General features: G+C 46.4%; 9 protein-coding genes. 8 read left to right on the top strand and 1 reads right to left on the bottom strand.

Annotated features, from left to right (window positions below):
- Positions 1-8: 8 nt before the first annotated feature.
- Complete coding sequence (locus P3L47_RS10500) at positions 9-2,267, top strand: glycoside hydrolase family protein (RefSeq protein WP_277783573.1); 2,259 nt, start codon at positions 9-11, stop codon at positions 2,265-2,267.
- A gap of 42 nt (positions 2,268-2,309) precedes the next feature.
- Positions 2,310-4,574: a hypothetical protein gene (locus P3L47_RS10505; protein ID WP_277783574.1), complete on the top strand. Its 2,265-nt coding sequence runs from the start codon at positions 2,310-2,312 to the stop codon at positions 4,572-4,574.
- A 152-nt stretch (positions 4,575-4,726) separates the two neighbouring features.
- Here P3L47_RS10505 and P3L47_RS10510 read toward each other — a convergent pair whose 3' ends face one another.
- The gene (locus tag P3L47_RS10510) at positions 4,727-4,933 is read right to left on the bottom strand and encodes a hypothetical protein (protein ID WP_277783575.1); all 207 of its coding nucleotides are present in this window, start codon (positions 4,931-4,933) and stop codon (positions 4,727-4,729) included.
- Positions 4,934-5,334: 401 nt separating this feature from the next.
- Here P3L47_RS10510 and P3L47_RS10515 point away from each other — a divergent pair, with 401 nt between their 5' ends.
- The 6 genes from P3L47_RS10515 (at position 5,335) to galB (ending at position 19,334) form a co-directional block, all read left to right on the top strand.
- Positions 5,335-8,301 carry a LamG-like jellyroll fold domain-containing protein gene (locus P3L47_RS10515; RefSeq protein WP_277783576.1) on the top strand — a complete coding sequence of 989 codons (2,967 nt, stop codon included), beginning with the start codon at positions 5,335-5,337 and terminating at the stop codon, positions 8,299-8,301.
- Positions 8,302-8,336: 35 nt separating this feature from the next.
- Positions 8,337-10,583 carry a GH92 family glycosyl hydrolase gene (locus P3L47_RS10520; RefSeq protein ID WP_277783577.1) on the top strand — a complete coding sequence of 749 codons (2,247 nt, stop codon included), beginning with the start codon at positions 8,337-8,339 and terminating at the stop codon, positions 10,581-10,583.
- A 17-nt stretch (positions 10,584-10,600) separates the two neighbouring features.
- Complete coding sequence (locus P3L47_RS10525) at positions 10,601-13,336, top strand: glycoside hydrolase family 38 N-terminal domain-containing protein (protein ID WP_277783578.1); 2,736 nt, start codon at positions 10,601-10,603, stop codon at positions 13,334-13,336.
- A gap of 108 nt (positions 13,337-13,444) precedes the next feature.
- On the top strand, positions 13,445-15,340 hold the full coding sequence (locus P3L47_RS10530) for a right-handed parallel beta-helix repeat-containing protein (protein WP_277783579.1): 1,896 nt from the start codon (positions 13,445-13,447) through the stop codon (positions 15,338-15,340).
- Positions 15,341-15,346: 6 nt separating this feature from the next.
- Positions 15,347-16,768 carry a family 43 glycosylhydrolase gene (locus P3L47_RS10535; protein ID WP_277783580.1) on the top strand — a complete coding sequence of 474 codons (1,422 nt, stop codon included), beginning with the start codon at positions 15,347-15,349 and terminating at the stop codon, positions 16,766-16,768.
- A gap of 37 nt (positions 16,769-16,805) precedes the next feature.
- Positions 16,806-19,334 (top strand): beta-galactosidase GalB, encoded by a 2,529-nt coding sequence (gene galB, locus P3L47_RS10540; protein ID WP_277783581.1) that lies wholly within the window; start codon positions 16,806-16,808, stop codon positions 19,332-19,334.
- The last annotated feature ends 4 nt before the right edge of the window (positions 19,335-19,338 follow it).

Here is a 19,338-nt window from a genome sequence, read left to right on the forward strand (position 1 = left end):
AAACAGTGATGAAAAACATTGTATTAGTTGCCATTAGCGCAATGATAACCCTTCATGCAGGAGCGGAAAACCGGACATCGTGGTTACCGGACAAGTCAAATACTCGAAACGCAATCCGCCTGTTGGAGTGTACGTATGATAAGGCATTGTTGCAACAATGCGAGGAAATCACCTCCGTTTCTCCGAATTGGGAAGTGAGTGTGGCAGGAGATTCCGAAGGACATATCACACCTTACGGCACACAATATGTCTATGAATACACATTCAAGGCGAAACGCGCCTTGCAATCAGCCGGTGTGGCTGTTGCCTTCGACCGTTACAACTGGAGTAGCGACAATTACGTCATGATTCCGGCTTGTGTGTACAACGGCAACCGGCAGCGCATCGTAAACCGCCCGTATGCTACCGGCCTCGACAAGACGGACTACCGGAAGGCCGACCTGGCTTTGACTTCTAACCCGATCCCTCAGCTGTCTCCGGAGTTCGGTGCACCTTCCAAATTGGAAGTATTGGTCAATAATGCCGCCTCTCCGGCCATTGTCTGGCTGGAACGTGCGCAGCAGAAAGGATATGTCCTGCTGACCGACCAAGGCATAGAGCAACAGGGACAAATCTATGATCACGCCTTGATTATTGAAGAAAGTCCGGATCGTTCTACTGCTTCGTTGGTAGTCAGTGCCCCGGGCGTACGTGAAAAGAAGCCGGAGTTTATCGGCTTCAGCCAGAGTCCGGATCGGGGACTTTCGTTCCGGAAAGGGGAAGAGGTAAAAGTGCGTATTCGCCTGTTTGCCTTCGATGCCCCCTCCGTGCCGATGGCGTTGGAGCGTTTCCAGCAGGTGCGCAAATTGCAGACGGGCAAAAATCATCCGCGTAATCTGAAGCCCGCCAGTGAGATCATGCGTCTGATGACGTTCAATATCGACCGCCGTTATCTGGTGTGCGACAATTGGGAATATTATTGTCCGGAGAATGCCGACTGGATCTCTTTTGGATGGATCGGTGGTTTGATGAATACCTATCCGATGTTGGCGTTGGGCGATTCGGAACATTTGCGAAGAGTGAAAAACACATTCGATTTTGCCTTGCCCCGTGCTCAGGGGAAAAGCGGTTATTTCTACGGTACACTGGGGTCGGACGGAAAAGTATTCGGACGTGATGGTTGTAAGGATACGCCGGAAATCAACTTGACACGCAAAACAGCCGATGTGTTGTATTGGATGGTGAAGCAGTTCATGTTACTGAAGGCGCAAAACCGTCCGAAGGCCATCAACCCCGAATGGGAAGCAAGCATTATGCGCCTGGCAGACGCTTTTGTGAACACCTGGAACAAATACGGTGAGTTGGGTAACTATGTGAATGTAGAAACCGGCGACATTGAAGTCTACAATTCGACCAGTGGTGCCATGGCCGTGGCCGGTCTGGCATTGGCTTCGCAATATTACGACAAACCGGAGTATCTGACTGTTGCTGAACAGATCGGGGATGCCTATTATAAAAACTTCTCGTTGGTTGGCTTTACCTCCGGCGGTTGTGCCGACATCCTTCAAAATGCTGATTCGGAAACGGCGGTAGCCTTTCTGACCTCTTGTAACCTGCTTTATGAGTTGACTCGCAAACCGCTTTGGTTGGCAAGGGCACGCGATGCCGCTCATTTATGCGCCACTTGGACGGTCTCTTTCGATTATGTTTTACCGGAAGATACGGAGTTGGGACAACTGAAAACTCCCATGACCGGTGCCGTATGGGCAAGCACGCAAAACAAGCACGGAGCTCCCGGTTTCTGTACTTCTTCAGCGGATGCCTTGTTCCGTATCTTCAGGGAAACGGGCGAGTTCACCTATGCCGAACTGTTACACGATATTTGGCATGCTTATGTAGAGGGAATCCGTTCGAATGGCTTTATCAGCGAACGCTTGACCTATTGTGATGCCGAGTTGCGCGGCACCCGTGGTCTGGGTGGTGAAGGTGGCAATGGCTGGAACGAGTTGAACGGCTGTCTGATGGCATTGGAGTTGCCCGGTATCTATATTCGTCCGGAAAAGAATCTCTTTTATGCTTTCGACCATATGGATGTCAAGCTTGTCAAGGGTAACGATCGTGAGATGTTACTGTCGATCACTAATACAACTCCTTTTGATGCAGAAATATCTGTCTTGAGCGAGAGCGAAGCTGATGCAGCAAAACCTTTACCGAGCGTTGCTTTTGTAAATTGGAAGAAGATAAAGGTGAAGGCGGGTAAGACGATAGAGTATCGCGTAAAAAAGTGAGGATAGTTCTCTGTGGGTAATTTATGAATTAAAACAATAATAATGAAGAAGAATTTAGTATCATTGGCAGCAATGGCGGTATTGTTGTCAGCTTGCGGAGCGGGTGGATCCCGTTCGTTCAAAACAGATCGTTTTGGCATCGATATAGATAACCGAGGGTATATTACCGGTATGTGGAATTTGACACGTGAAAGTCGTAATTTCAGTCCGGCAGACCAGCCGTCGCCCCTGTTGTCTCTTTATGATGAAGACTTGAAACGTTATTATTATCCGCAAAAGGCAAGTTATAGCGGAGGCAAGTATCGGTTGGAATATGAGAATGGCTCTGTGGCTACGGTTAGCCTGGATAAGAAGACAAAATACTTCAAACTGAAGTTGGAGAGTTTGGAGCCTCGCAATGGTGTTGACGGTATACAGTGGGGAAATTACTATACGAATATCACCAATTTATTAGGTGAAATGATTGGAGTGGCACGTGATACGTCGGTGGCAGTAGGTTATGCCATTGGCGCATTGGCATTGGACGATAATACTATTGGTGGAGAGTCACGTTTTACTTCTGAAACGGGACCTTCGGGTTATATCGCTCATACGCCTGATCCTGTGAATCATCCCCTGCCGCTTACTTTACATGAGGGTCAACAGTTTACGATGGGTGGTGACGGCATCAATGATGTGGCTTTTTATAACCGGAAAGAACCGTATTTCCGTATTTTATATGGAACAACGGCTTTTGTTGATTGCAACGGTCGAATCAATATCCGGTATCATTCGCGTGACCGCAGAAAAGGCAAGATGATCTATTCTCCGGAGGGTAATCCTATCTTCCAAAATAACGAACCTAACCACATGATGCGTCAGGATGTTCCCGGAGTGGATTTCATCGGCTCGTCCATCGCTTTGTGGGGGAGCCCCGACAGCACGGCTTTGATGGAAGTCATTCAGGACATCGTATTGAATGAAGGGCTGCCTTATCCTACCTTTCAAGGGAAGTGGGTAAAAGATCCGACCAACTTCATGCCGGATATATGTACCTACGGTGGTTTGATGGATAGTGTGGCTTCGTATGCCAAACAGATGGGATTGAAAGTGATTCATACCTATGACCAGCCTTTCTTGCATGCTGACAGGGGAAATGGTGGTTTCATCGACGGTCCGAACCATGAAAATAAACGTTATCATTTTACGGATAAGGATTTGTCAACCCGTGAATATGCCGATCTTTTGGCTAAGGATGGCTTGATTTTGGGGCGTACCTCCATATCTAATTCAATGGCACCTGGCACGAAGGATTGTAGCCCGGTTCCTTCGGACAGTATCTGTATTTTGCATCGTCGTTTCTTGACGGAAGACTTGAACGAAACGGACACGCTGGTTTATATCGATGATCCTACCCATTTGGAAGAAATAGCTTGCTGGGAAGGGCATAGTCCGGAATTGAATATGGTGAAGATCGGTAAGGAGTTGATTCACTATTTGGGAGTTACCAAAGAGAAACCGTATCGTTTGATGAATGTTACACGCGGTTATTGGGGAACCAAGGCTGCGACTCATGGCAAAGGTGATGCTGTGGATAAACTTCAACCGGCTGTGGGGGGAGCATACGCAGGATTGATTCCGAACCTGGAATTGCAAGACGAAATAGCCAAACACTATGCCGATATATGTAAGAATAGTGGATTGGGGATGTTCGATTATGATGGACAAGAATTTTATTTCCATACAGGTTTTGGTTCGTATGGCGTGAAACGTTTCTTTCGGGAAATGTTTGCGAAAGCAAAAGAGTATGGTTTGCCGGATATACGTTTTACGGGAGCAACTTTGTCGGAAGGTTCCTGGCATTATCAAAGTATTTGGAATGTGGGTGGCGGTCTTAACATCTACGATGTGGATAAACGTGTTTGGGGTAGTACAACCAGTCAGGGTAAAGACCTGCGTGATGTTACTTATGCCAATTTCTTTCCGTCGTCATTTGGAGGTAATTTCCCAATCACAGAGAAGTCAACTGTAGAGGACTTTGAACATATCGAGGCTACGGCTGTCGGTTATGGTTGTACATACGCATTCAAGATCGGTCAGAAAGACGTGGAAAGTTGTCCGCAAAAGTATGCCATCTTTAACGTTATCCGTACTTGGGAGGAAGCTCGTCGTGCCGACGCTTTCCCTACTTACATTAAAAAGATGTTGCAAAACTCGGCACTCAGCTGGCGTTTGGAGCCAAAAGCCGACAAGAGCGGCTGGACACTTTACCAAATGGAGAATGACAAGAAAGTTCGTTCTTTTGATTTGTGTAGCAATAAGGGGTAAGGTTTCCTGTGATAATGATTATTAATTTCATTTTTTTATTTTGATGACAAATGTCCAATTTGTTTCCAACCAGTGTTGTTTATTGGATAAAAGTTACTTTATAGCTTCTTTTAATAACAGCAATTTGGGGCTATACCACTCTGATAAGTTGTTTAGTGAAGTAAACCTGCCAGATAATACGGATAAAGTCCCAGCTGATTGAGATTATCTCGGAGATAATTGCGACGAAGTCCCAGTTGGTTGGTGTTGAAGTCCCAGATAATTGAAATTAGCTCCCAGCTGATCGCGAATGCCTCCGAGGAAAATTCTTTTTCCGGAGTACAATGATTAAAAAGGGCTTTTAGAAGAGGAAAAATCATCTTTTTTTCTTCTAAAAGCCTTTTTTATACAATGCTTTTACAACTGACATTTTGTTATTGAAAGATCTGTATCTTGGTTACTTTTTTTAATTGGTAGCCAGGACTTTCTGTTTCGGATGTCGAAATGACTATTAGTAGTTTATTAAAACAGTCGAAATGATAATCCTTAACCCTTCAACAGTAGCCTATTTCAGTCCGTGTTCGATGATAGATACGTAGAGGACAAAGAAATAGAGGGTAGAATAACAAAAAGATATTTTGACAAAAGTAGTATGGAAATTTATCTTATTTGTGTTTTTTAACTCTTTTGTCTAAATGTTTTCAGGACAATAAGTGTCTTATTATATAAACAAGTTGTAGTAATAATTGATTTAAGTCTAATCTGAAAAATATAAAAGTCTATGAATTTGAAAAGAATGACGATGGTAGCAGTGTTGATGGCCCTGTATTTGTTGGCTGAAGCGAAAGTAACCCCCATCGTGCATTACAACTTTGGAAAATCCGGTAATGTAACCTATGCCGTGGCCCCGGAAAAGTTAACGCCGTTGGCCGGAAAAGGCGAATTGATGGCCGTTGGCCGCCCCGTCTTCTATGCCGATGCGCCCGGCGACAAGAAAATGAAGGGAGAAGGCGGAATCTTATTTAACGGCAATGGCGACGGATATAAACAGGTAGAAGCCATTGGTTCTCCGGCCGACAATCAGGTATTGGAAATATGGGTAAAGCCTCGCCAGCATACACAAGGCGAAGGGCAGGAACAGGTCTTGTTATCCAATGGTACAACCAAGGAAGGATATGTATTTACGCATCAGAAAGGTCATTGGTATCTAATTTCCGGCGGTACGGGACGTGCTGAAATCGGCGAAGTGTCCAATAACGCCTGGACGCATCTCGCTATGGTGGTGGAAGATGGAAAGGGCTCTGTCTGGATGAACGGGAAAAAGACCGGGACATTCAAGCCTACCAAGGCCATGGCTCCTCATTTCTCCATTGCCGTTTCGGAAGAGGGAAAAGAGGCCTTTTACGGTGAAATATATGAAGTGAGATACAGCACGTTCGCCGCCGGAAAGTTCAATCCCGAATCTGATTTCCTGCTGGATTATAAAAAGATAAAAGAGACAAGCAAACAACGCTTGGCCGAACGCCGTTCCTTGGTGCAACAACTGGAACAGGAGAGTGCGGGCAAGAAGATTGTTACAGAGTTCTCCGATGTTCGTCAGGAAAAAGACTGGCTAATCAGTCAGGTAGAAGAACCGGCCTGTTTGTATGTACAGAAATCGGAAGATGGGTTGACATCCAATTTACAGTTGAATAACGGGTTAGTTTCCCGTACCTTTTATGTCGGTGAGAATATTGCCTGCGTAGGATATAAGAATCATTCGAATGAGGCTGAGTTTTTACGGGCGGTGAAGCCGGAAGCACGTGTTTGCATTGACAGCGTGTGGTATGAAGTCGGCGGATTAAAAGGGCAGCCGGAATTGTCTTATCTATTGGATAGTTGGTATACGGAAATGGAGGCTTCCGACCTGGCGTTTACACTGGAGAAAGTGGAAACCGGCCTTCCGCTGATGCGTTATCCGTGGACTCCGAAATATAATGCCGTTCCGGCAGACTGGCCTGCCAAGGGCTTGCGCATGGAGATGACCTTCGTGCCGACTGAAAGTATGGTGGATGTGAAAGACATACAGGTGAAGGTCAACTATGAAATCTATCAGGGCTTGCCTGTGATTGCCAAGTGGATTGAGGTGATTAATGAAGGAGAAAAGGAAGTGTTGCTGAATGAGATGGAGTGTGAAGTGCTGGCTGTCAACCAGGATCAGGTGAAGCGTCTTCATGTGGAGAGTGATTTCTCCTTTGCGTTGGTGAATGCGGATATAGAGGGTAGTGCGTTGATGCATTACGCCGGAACTCCCAAACCTTATCACGTGGGCAGCTCCACTACCAAATGGACGGTCGACAAAGACTATAATACCTGGGCCAGTCATAATCAGGCAGAAGATAAGTTCCTCGGTTTCCCGCATCATAACTTATTACTGAGCAAATTGCCGATGGGGCCTTATACGAAAGTAAATAAAGAGGCTCCCTTCAAATCATATATCACATTCGAATTGTTGCAGGATAGCGACGACCGCGAACGCCAGTCGCTCGGACATCGCCGGATGTATAAGAAGCTGGCTCCACAGACAACTGAGTCTCTGATTTCTGCCGGAATTACTTCGCACGATGAAACGAAGCTGAAAGCACAGATCGACCAGGCTGCCGAACTGGGACTTGAACAACTGGATATTCAAGCCTGGCCGGGTGTCAGTCATGACAACCTGGATTCGGCTTATGTGCAGTTGTGGCGTCGAGTGGCGACATACGCCAAAGAGCGTGGTATCGTGATGGGTGGCTACGAGTTGCAGGTTGCCTCTCGCGGGCGAGGTGCCGAGGTGGATTGCGTTCATCCGGAAACAGGAAAACCGGGTAGCCTTTTCGGACAGAGCGTCTGCATTGCCAGCGAGTGGAAAGATACATACTATTCGAAAATGTGGGAGTTCTTCGATAAGACCGGATTTATGACATATAATATGGATGGACCGTACCATGGCGATCCGTGTGCTTCAACCGTTCATCCACACCATACGCGGTTGGAAGATTCGCAGTGGCAGCAATGGAAAACGCAGGTGGAGGTCATTCATGAACTGCAACGCCGGGGCATGTATATCCCTATTCCCGACTGGTATTTCCTCAACGGACAAAACTCTACCGGAATGGGATACCGTGAAGCCAGTGCCAACCTGACTCCGCAACAGCAGCTCTTGTTAGGCCGCCAGTATATCTATGACGGAACCTGGCATAAGATTCCGACTATGGGATGGATGACCTTACAGCTGGTCGGCTTCTATACGAATGATCCGCGCGTAGGCCTGGAGCCTCTTTGCGACAATTTGGATCGCTATGAAGCGCAGTTGATGCAGTTCCTGGGAAGCGGTTGCCATCTGACTATTCGTGGAAATCGCTTGTATGATACGCCGGAGACGAAGCAGATGGTGTCTCGTTGCATCAACTGGTTTAAGAAATATCGCGACATATTGACTTCTGATATTATCCACGTCAGCCGCCCGACCGGCCGCGACTTGGATTGCATGATGCATGTGAATCCTTTCATCCGTCATAAAGGCATGGTGGTTGTGTTTAATCCGACTGACAGGGATATCACGAAAGAGATGCGTCTGCCTCTGTATTATACGGGCTTGAAGGGCAAGGCTACGGTCACTTCTTCAGACGGAAGCATACAGAACTTCTCTTTGAACCGGGAAGGTGAATTACTGCTGCCGGTTTCGATAAAGGCACAGGGTGTGTCCTGGTTCCTGATAGAAGAATAAAGTATAGGTTGATTGAATGAAATAGGGAGATAGATATGAAAAAGTTGTTATGGCTACTGATTGGCGGATGCGTTTGCGGACTATTGACTACAGGATGCACAGAGGTTGCCGATTCGAATAACCGTTATGTAAATAAATGGATTGGTACGGCTTGGGAGGGCAGGGTGTCTCCTGTCGCCTCCGTACCGTTCGGCATGATGCAGATTGGTGCGGATACGCGTCCTTATGGTGCAGGCTATCATTATGACGATCCGACTGTTTTAGGATTCAGCCATCTGCATAAAAGCGGAGGCGGATGTGCAGATTTCCTGGACATCTTGTTTATGCCGTTACCCTTGAATCAGCCGACAGGCGAGGATGAATTGTACTCTAAACAATACCAGGCGGCTTTGTCGCATCAGGAGGAAAAGGCGGAACCAGGCTATTATTCAGTCAATTTGTATGATAAGCAATTGACGGTAGAGTTGACCGCTTCCCGCCGGTGTGGGATACAACGCTACAAGTATGCATCCCAGGGGGAAATGCCGGTAATTGTCGATTTAAAGTATGGTTCTGAAAGTGCTTGTACCATACAAGCCGAGCACGATGTGGATACGGTGTATGCCTCTGCGTTTGAGAAGGTCGACCCGTACACGATTCGCGGCTATCGCTTTTCAAATGGCTGGACACCGAAGCAACAGGTCTATTTCTATTCTACCTTTTCTTCACCCATCAAAACGTGTGCCTTGTATGTAGACGACCGACGCGTCGAGGAGACCACCTCTGCCGAGGGACGCAATGTCAAGACGCTACTAACCTTTGAAGATGAACAGGGGGAACTGGAAGTCAGAACGGCACTCTCATCGGTGAGCATGGAAGGGGCTGCCGCTAATTTGTTGTCGGAAACAAAAGGAAAGACGTTCGAGGATATCAGGAAATCGGCTTTCGATGCTTGGAGCCGTACGTTGGGACAAATAGAGATAGAGACTGACGACCCGAAGAAGAAGGAACTTTTCTATACCTCTTTACATAATGTCATGCTGTATCCGTTCCTGTTGTCGGACGTAGACAATCGTTTCAGAGGGCCGGACTGGCAGGTTCATCAAACCGATGGTTTTGATTATTACGGAGGTGTGGTCGGTTTTTGGGATACGTTCCGGGCGGCTTGTCCTTTATTGGCAATGTTAAATCCGGAAGTGGCAAATGATTATATAAGGACGTTATTGGAGCATTATAAATATGCCGGACAGTTGCCGATATGGACGTTGTGGGGCATTGAGAATTATCAGATGACAGGTATTCATTCGTTGCCGGTGATAGCAAACGCCTATTTGAATGGCATTCGCAGTTTCGATACCCGGCTGGCGTTGGAAGCTATGGTGGCATCGGCTATGAAAGATACGTGCGGCTATTCCATGGGCTATTTTGTCGGATTGGAGAATTATAAAAAATACGGATATGTTCCCTGCGATATGGAGATGGAGTCGGTGGCGCGTACGTTGGAGTATGCGTTCGATGATTATGCACTGGCCCGTTTTGCCGAAGCAACCGGTGCACAAAAGGAAGCCGCTTACTTTTCGAACCGATCGCTCAATTATCGGAATGTGATTGACCCGACCACCTTGCTGGCGCGGGGACGGTTGAAGGATGGCTGCTGGCGTACACCTTTCGATCCGTTGGCTTCTTCTCATCGCAAGGATGATTATTGTGAGGGCAATGGTTGGCAATGGACTTTCTTTGTCCCTCACGATGTGGAAGGGCTGGCTGGCTTGTTGGGAGGCAAGGAGGCATTGGAGGCGCGACTGGATACGCTTTTCGGCATGTCTTCCGAATTGCGCGGAGAGAATGTCTCCGGTGATATTACCGGACTGATCGGGCAATATGCACATGGCAATGAACCGGGGCATCATACCGTTTATATGTATAACCGGGTAGGCCGTCCGGACAAGACGCAGAAGTATGTCAATCAGGTATTGACTACTCTCTATAATAATACCCCGGCAGGTATTTGCGGTAATGAAGATACCGGACAGATGAGTGCCTGGTATGTCTTCAGTTCGTTAGGTTTCTATCCGATGAATCCGGCTTCCGGACAATATGAACTGGGTGCCCCTTTGTTTCAGAAGGTAACAATCAAACTCTCTTCGGGAAAAAACTTTGTTATCAAAGCTAACAACTTGTCGGAAAAGAATATTTATGTAGACAAGGTCTTCTTGAACGGTCAGCTTCTGGACCGGACGTATATTACGTTTGAGGAAGTCTTACAGGGGGGCGAGCTTCTTTTTGAAATGACTCATGAATAAACACAATAGAAAGTTGTATGAAATTATTAAAACTATCGGTGGCACTTCTTTGCCTGTCTTCTTTGTCTGCCGGTCAGCTTTATGCGCAAGCTGATAATTATAAGAAACATAAGAATGATGAGGTTTCCCAAGTAAATAATCAGGAGATGACCTTTTATTTAGTGTTTAAGAGCCATTTCGACATAGGCTATTCGGCATTGGCGCGGGATGTGGTACATGAATACCGTACATCCATGATCGACAAGGCTATGGATGTAATGGATAAGAATGCAGACAAGTTGAAGGATACTCAGTTTGCCTGGACTGTTCCCGGCTGGCCTCTGGAGCAAATGTTGTGGGACAGACAGTCGCCCGAACGCCGATTGCGTATTGAACATCAGTTGAAAAGTGGTAACCTGGTGACGCATGCCCTCCCTTTCACTACACATACGGGAACATTGGAAGTGGAAGACCTGGTACGTGGCTTGGGATATGCTTCCTCTTTGGCGCGCCAATATAACCTGCCGCTTCCTACCGATGGAAAGATGACGGATGTGCCTGGACACACCTGGATACTTCCGACAATTCTGCATCATGCGGGAATCAAATTTTTTCATTTCGGCTCGAACCCGACTAACCGTGTGGTACAGGTTCCAACCTTGTTCTGGTGGGAAGGACCGGACGGTTCAAGAGTGCTGACGATGTTTTCAGAAGGATACGGCGGTGGCGTATTCCCTCCCGAAGAATGGAAGCACAAGGCGTGGCTGACGTTCGTACATGCAGGCGACAATGCCGGACCTCCTGCCGCTGAAGAGGTGGAGAAGGTGATTGCACATATCAAAGCAAAATATCCGAAAGCTAAAATACATATAGGTAAGATGTCTGACTTTGCGGATGCTATTTTGGCTGAGAATCCGGAACTGCCTGTCGTACGGGGAGACATGTCCGACAGTTGGGTACACGGTGTGATGTCGAACCCGCAGGCCACACAAAAGGCTCGCCGGATACGCCCGTTGATACCGGCTTTAGAAACTTTGCATACGCAAGGCAGGGAGTGGGGTATCATCCCGTATGAGATTGATGAGGATATGGCTTATATCTACGACAAAAGTTTGATGTATGGTGAACATACCTGGGGGTTGGCAGACCAGCATTTCATCCCCGGATTGGTGGGGAAGGAATGGCATAAGAACTATGTCTCCGGTTTGATTCCCAATTACGCTCGCATGGTGGAATCGTGGGAAGAGCATATCGGCTATATCGAGGATGCGGAAAAGGCATTACGTCCGGAGTTGGAAAATGAACTGTACACCTTAGCTGAAAATGTGGCACAGGATGGCTTCCGCTTTGTGGTTTACAATCCGCTGCCGTGGAAGCGTGGTGGCAGGGTTGACTTCGCTTTGCCTACACAAGGTTCTATCCGGGATGCTTACGTAAAAGAAGTGGGTACCGACCGTATTCATAAACTGATGGTGTATGGTGCCGATTCGAAACGACTGGGTACATTCTGTGTTGAAGATATTCCGGCGAATGGATATAAAACATACGTTTTGACCAATGAGGCTCCGGCTGATGAAAAAATTACATTGAAGGGTGACGAACGTGCAGGCTTTATCGAAAACCAGTGGTATAAGGTAACGTTTGACCGGTCGCGTGGTTGCATAAAGAGTATCTGGGATAAGGTGAACAACCGCGAACTAGTAGACTCTCGTGCCAAAGACGGTTTTGGCACATATGTTTATGAACGTTATGACAAGAAACAATCGCTGCAATATCTGAAAGAGTATATTTACGACGGCTATAAGAATTCGCATTACCGCATCACCGGCAAGAGTTCTTACCTCGACGACCGGACGAAAGGAGTACATGAATCTGTCCGTCGGATGGAGTTGTATGTGGAAGATCATAAATCATCTATTCAGGCGATCCTTGTTCCGCCTGTTTCGGTTGGGGAGGAAAAGCATACAGCCGGTCTGAAGGTGACGCTTTATGAAAATATCCCCTATATCGATATCAAATTGTCAATAGTAAACAAACCTGCCACTGAAGAGCCGGAAGCCGGATGGATCGCATTTCCTTTCCGGACAGTGGAACCGGAATATCGTATCGGTCGCCTGGGTTCGGTGATAGATCCGGCCAAAGACCTGATAGAAGGTAGTCAATTCAATTACATTTGGTCGAACTCAGGATTGATGATAAAGGATAAGGAGTATTCGATCGGCATTTGTGCTTTGGATGCTCCGGCTTTTCAACTGGGTGATCTGAACTTTATGCACTTCGCGGATAAATATGAGAACCCTCAGTCGCATGTTTATTTTAATCTGTTTAATAATCGTTGGAATACCAACTTTACCTCTTTTTGGAATGGCAACCTGACTACGGAAGTACGTTTATGGGTGAACCGGGCGAGTGCAGACGATGCATCCGGTCTGGTTATTCCGGCTTGGGAAACCCGTCTGCCATTGCAAGTTGGCATTGCAACCTGTCCCGGCGGCAAGTTGCCTGTAACAAAAGAAGGAGTAAAAGTATCACGCAAAGGGGTACTTGTTACTGCTTACGGCAACAATCCGGATGGTGAAGGCAAGCTGTTACGTCTTTGGGAAGAGACCGGAGAAAGTGGTTTCTGTGAAGTCTCTTTGCCAATTCGAAAAGACGGAGTGGCACAACCGGTAAATTTGAGAGGTGTTCCCTGCGGGCAGCCAGTCAAGATACAGGACGGCACGTTTAAAGTTCAGTTGGATGGATTTGCCCCTGCTTCTTATCTGCTTTATTAAAAGCAATAATAATCCACGAAATAGGCAGCTATTTGCTATTTTAAAAGGGAATAGCTGCCTTTATATTTGCGACATCAAAAAGATGTGATACTTATTAATATTTAAACCATGAAAAAGATACTATGCTTCATCTCGATGTTCTGTCTGTGCGGAAATATGTTATCAGCCAAAGAATATCATGTGTCGGTAAAAGGAAGTGATGCCAATAACGGTGATGTTTCATCCCCTTTCAAAACAATTAACTGGGCTGCCCAGAAGGCTTTGCCGGGAGATACGGTTACGGTTCATAACGGAACTTATCGTGAATGGGTGAATCCGCTGAGTGGTGGGGAACGGGAAGGGAAACGTATCCTGTATCGGGTAGCCGATGGTGAAAAAGCAGAAATTAAGGGCTCGGAATTAGTAACGGGCTGGAAAAAAGAGAAGAAAGGCAAAGGCGTATGGAAAGTCGTATTGCCGAATACATTCTTTGGAAATTATAATCCGTTCAACGACCGTTTATTCGGTGACTGGCTCTGGTCTGAGCGGGTTCATCATACGGGAGATGTTTATCTGAACGATGTTTCACTGTATGAAGAATTTAGTTTGGATAAGGTGTTTACGCCGGATACACTGCGGACAATCCGTGATCCGCAAGGATGTACGAATGTTTGGTTTGCAGAGGTGGACGCTAACAATACAACTATTTATGCAAACTTTGGAAACGTTGATCCGAATAAGGAGATAGTAGAGGTTTCAGTTCGCCCTACCTGCTTCTATCCGACTCGTGAAGGACTGAATTACATCACGATTCGTGGCTTCCATATCAGCCAGGCAGCTACGCAATGGGCTGCTCCGACGGCTGAACAGGTCGGTATGGTCGCTCCGCATTGGAGTAAAGGTTGGATTATTGAAGACAATATCATCAAAAACTCCCGTAGCAATGGTATTACCTTAGGAAAAGAACGTGCCAGTGGGCATAACCTGGAGTGCAACGATCCACGTTTGGATGGCACATTGCATTATATCGAAGTCATATTTAATACGCTACGTCGTGGTTGGAGCAAGGATAATGTCGGCTCACATATCGTTCGGAATAATATTATTTCCGATTGCGAACAGACCGGTATTTGTGGTAGTATGGGAGCTGCGTTCAGTGAAATCTATGGAAATCATATTTATAATATCTTAGTGAAGCAGCAATTTAGTGGTGCGGAGATGGCCGGTATTAAATTACATGGTGCGATAGATACATATATTCACCACAATCGGATTCATAAATCTGGTAATTATGGGATTTGGTTGGACTGGATGGCTCAGGGAGCCCGGGTATCATCCAATTTGTTATATGATAATTTGGCACAGGATTTGTTCTTTGAAGTGTCTCATGGCCCTTACATAGTAGACAATAACATTTCTTTATCGCCACGCACAATACAGGAAAATACTGATGGAGGTGCGTACTTGCATAATATTTTCTCAGGAGATATCAACCGTTTGGACGATCAACGCTACACTCCGTATCACTTGAATCATTCAACTGAGGTGAAAGGTATCCGGACCATCACTGAAGGCGACCATCGCTTCTATAACAATCTCTTTATCGGTGGAGATAACAGTGAGTTGAAATATGGAATGGTCGTGTTCGATGTCTCTCAACGTCCGATCTATGCAGAGAACAATCTGTTCCTTAACGGAGCTCTGCCTATGACAAATAAAACGCAGGATTGGGTAGAAAATACAGTCGATCCGAAGCTAAGAGTGGAAGAAACGGCAGATGGAGAAGTGTATCTTGTTAGTGACATTAATCTGCAGGAACTATCCTCTTTCAAAGGAAAAGGAATTGATGCCGACCGCCTTGGTATTACCCAGTTGACCGGATTCCCATTTGAGAACTTTGACGGTACTCCTTTCTGCTTGGAGAAAGACTATCTGGGTAATAAGCGTTCTGCGTCTCCGGTTGTGGGACCGGTAGAAAGTTTGCCTTCTTCCAAACGTATAAAAGTGTGGCCTAACTTAAAATAACAATCAATGTCATATAAAATTCATTTATCCCTGGCGGGCAGCCTGCTTATGGCAGGACTGCTTGCCAGTTGTCAGTTTGACATAAAACAGGTAGCGGATGGTAATGCCGCCCCTGTTTCAACCAACCGAATGCTTAATCCTATCGCACCTCCGGGAGTATATATCGCTGATCCGGAAGTAAGACAGATGCCCGATGGACGTATCTATGTCTACGGATCGCGTGATGAACCGGGCAACGCCTGGTGTTCGCGTTCCTATAACGTGCTTTCTTCCTCCGATCTGGTGAACTGGAATGTGGAACAATTTTCTTTTGCTACTGACGGACCGGGTAAACAAGTGGATTATACCGACAGGATCTTATACGCTCCGGATTGTATCTATCATGACGGAAAATATTATCTCTACTATTGTTTGGCAGGAGGTGGTGACGATGAAGGTGTCGCTGTATCTTCTTCTCCTTACGGTCCGTTTAAAAATGGAAAAGTGATGGAAGGTGCAAAAGGTATCGATCCCTCCGTATTCATTGATGATGATGGGCAGGCCTATCTCTATTGGGGACAAGGATATGCCAAAGGAGCGAAATTGAGTAAAGATATGCTCTCGATCGAAGGTGCCGTGCACGATAGCTTGCTGACGTATGAAACTCATTTCTTCAACGAGGGCAGTTCTGTCCGGAAAAGGAATGGTATCTATTATTTTGTGTATGGAAGCCATTCGCAGCATGGAGAATCCAATTGTGCAACGTTGGATTATGCGACATCGACATCGCCGTTAGGCCCTTATACGTATAGAGGGGTTATTATCGATAATTGGGGCAGTGGCCGGAATTTGGTGAATAACCATGGTTGTATTACCGAAATCAACGGTCAGTGGTACATTGCTTATCATCGTCCCACTCATGCTAGTGCGACCATGCGAAAGGCTTGCCTGGAGCCAATTACTTTTAATCCGGACGGAACGATCCCAAAAGTAGAAATGACTACGCAGGGGATTGGCGGACCTATCTCTCCTTTATACCGGATGGATGCTGCCAGAGCTTGTCTGATGTCAGGTAATGTTATGGTATCCGTACGTCGTCCGGCGAATGATATTCCGGTCGAATATCTGGCAGCTATTCGCGATGGCGATCATGCGTATTGGAAATATTATGACTTTACCGGTTCGGATGTCAACCATTTCATTTGTAAGACCTGGGATAAAAACAAAGCGGCTAAGATCGAGATTCGCCTGGATAGTCCGGACGGTGAGTTGATCGGGACCTGCGAGATAGCTCCGATGCAGGGTGAAACGGCGTATGCTATTCATGAAACGAAAATCAAACCGGTCACAGGAAAACATGCACTGGTATTGGTCTTTAAGGCGGTTGGAGCGGAGACCTCCGAGGAAAATTTATTGAACCTGGAATGGTTTGTTTTTGAGAAAAGATAATTGAATATCGAATAAGAGATAGCTTGGTAAAATCGTTATGAGAAAGTTTGTTTTAATTAGTATATGGATTATCTGTATCGGGCTGTTTGCATGGGGACAGCGGGAAGAATTGAATTTTGACAGAGACTGGCGGTTTGCCCGGTTTGGCTTACAGGCTGATGGCTCTCGTTGTCCGGAACCGGCTTCTCCCGAAGCCAGCTCGTTCGATGATTCGGGTTGGCGATTGTTGGATGTCCCTCATGATTGGGCGATTGAAGGTCCGTTTCGTAAAGATTTGGATGGATATACCGGTAAGCTCCCCTGGCAAGGGATCGGTTGGTATCGTAAACATTTCGAAGTGTCGGTGAAAGATAAGCAGAAACAGTTTTATCTGGACTTCGACGGAGCCATGGCAAATGCCGAGGTTTGGCTGAACGGAAAGAAAGTCGGTGAACGTCCTTTCGGTTACAGTTCTTTCCGGGTTGATCTGACTCCTCATCTTCTTTATGGAAAAGAGAATGTGGTGGCTGTGAGGTTGAACACCGAAAAGTTTGGATCGCGTTGGTATCCGGGAGCAGGAATCTATCGGCATGTGCGACTGGTCAAAACGGAACCGGTGCATGTAGCTCATTGGGGTGTTTTTGTGACAACACCTCAGGTTACTCCCGAACAGGCTGTCGCTAAAGTGGCTGTGGAGATACAGAACACACTTTCTGATAATACGAAAGGAGCCTATAAAGTAGATATTTATGAATTGGACGAGGACGATCGTCCAGGTAAATTAGTCGCCGAATCCGACAAACGCCCATTGACATTGCTTTCCGGAAAGACCGGGATAGACAGTGTGGAGCTTTGCATAGCATCACCCAAGTTGTGGAGTATCGAAGAAACGAACCGTTATCTGGCTCGGGTTACGGTGTATAATAAACGCAAGCAGGTAGATGTTTATGATGTCCTGTTTGGTATCCGCACGATCGAATTTACACATGACAATGGTTTCTTGTTGAACGGAAAACGGGTGCAGATCAATGGAACATGTAATCACCATGACCTGGGTGCTTTAGGAGCGGCGATGAATGTGGTGGCTTTGGAGCGTCAGTTACGTATTTTGAAGAGTTTCGGTTGTAATGCGCTTCGAACATCCCATAATCCGCCTGCACCGGAACTGTTGATGCTTGCCGACAAAATGGGTTTCATTGTGATGGATGAGTTGTTTGATAGCTGGACGATCGGTAAAAAAGAAAACGATTACAGCGTCTTATATGATGAATGGCATGAGAAAGACATCGAGATGTTGGTGTGTCGTGACCGTAATCATCCTTCCGTTATTATGTGGAGTACGGGGAATGAGTTACCGGAACAATATGAACCGGAAAGGGGAATCGTCCGGCATTTGACAGAAGTTGTACATTGCTTTGACCGTACCCGCCCGGCTACGTTCGGGGCTTCTTATCCGAGTAAGTCGGCTATGAACGGTACGGAATTGCAAGTCGATGTGCATGGTATGAATTATGCAGCCGGTGTATATGGAGGTCCTGATTTTTATGGAGAGTTTCTAAATAAGAAGGGACATGAACACTTGTCCGGTTATTCCAGCGAATCGAGTTCAACAATGAGTTCGAGAGGTGAATACTTCCCTCGTCAGTATCATGTTTCCTCATACGATTTAACGGAACCGGGATGGGGAGGACTGCCTGATTGGGAGTTTGCCGCATTGGATAAGTATCCTGGTATTTGTGGAGAATTTGTATGGACCGGCTTCGATTATTTAGGTGAGCCGACTCCTTTCAACAGTGATGCCAGTGTTTTATTGAACCATTCGGCAGCTATGAGTGAAGAAGAACTGGCTGCACAGCGTGAAGAACTGGAAAAGATAGAACGTAACCGCCCGACCTCCCGCAGCAGTTATTTCGGGATTGTCGACTTGGCGGGCTTTCCTAAAGATCGCTATTATTTATATAAATCCCGCTGGATGCCGGATACGCCGATGGTACATATTCTTCCGCACTGGAATTTTCCGGACAGGATTGGGCTGGTAACACCTGTATTTGTTTACAGCTCTGGTGATGAGGTGGAGTTGTTCTTAAATGGTGAATCGTTAGGAAAGAAAGTGAAACAACCTTATGAATATCGCTTCCGTTGGGACAGTGTGGTCTATCAGCCGGGCGAATTGATAGCTGTTGCCTATAAGCAAAATCGAAAATGGGCAGAGGCTTCGGTGAAGACAACCGGTGATGCTATTCGTTTAAAAGCCGAACCGGATAAGACCGTAATCAAGGCGGATGGTGAGGATTTGGTTTTCGTAAAAGTTTCGTTCGAAGACAAAGACGGAAATGCCGTACCGACTGCCGAAAATATGATTACCTGCACATTGGAGGGAGACGGAGAGATCGTGGCAACCGATAATGGGGATCCGACCTGTCTGATCACTTTCTCAGAACCGGCTCGTCCTGCCTTTAACGGCCTGTTTTTAGCGATAATCAAAGCGAAACGGAATGGAGTCCGTCCGCTTCGTTTGACTATAACATCAGAGGGGTTGGAGAAAGCAATAGTCGACATAAAAATAGGCTCAGCTACTAAGTACTAATTGT

The organism is Parabacteroides chongii (assembly GCF_029581355.1).
Lineage (GTDB): Bacteria > Bacteroidota > Bacteroidia > Bacteroidales > Tannerellaceae > Parabacteroides > Parabacteroides chongii.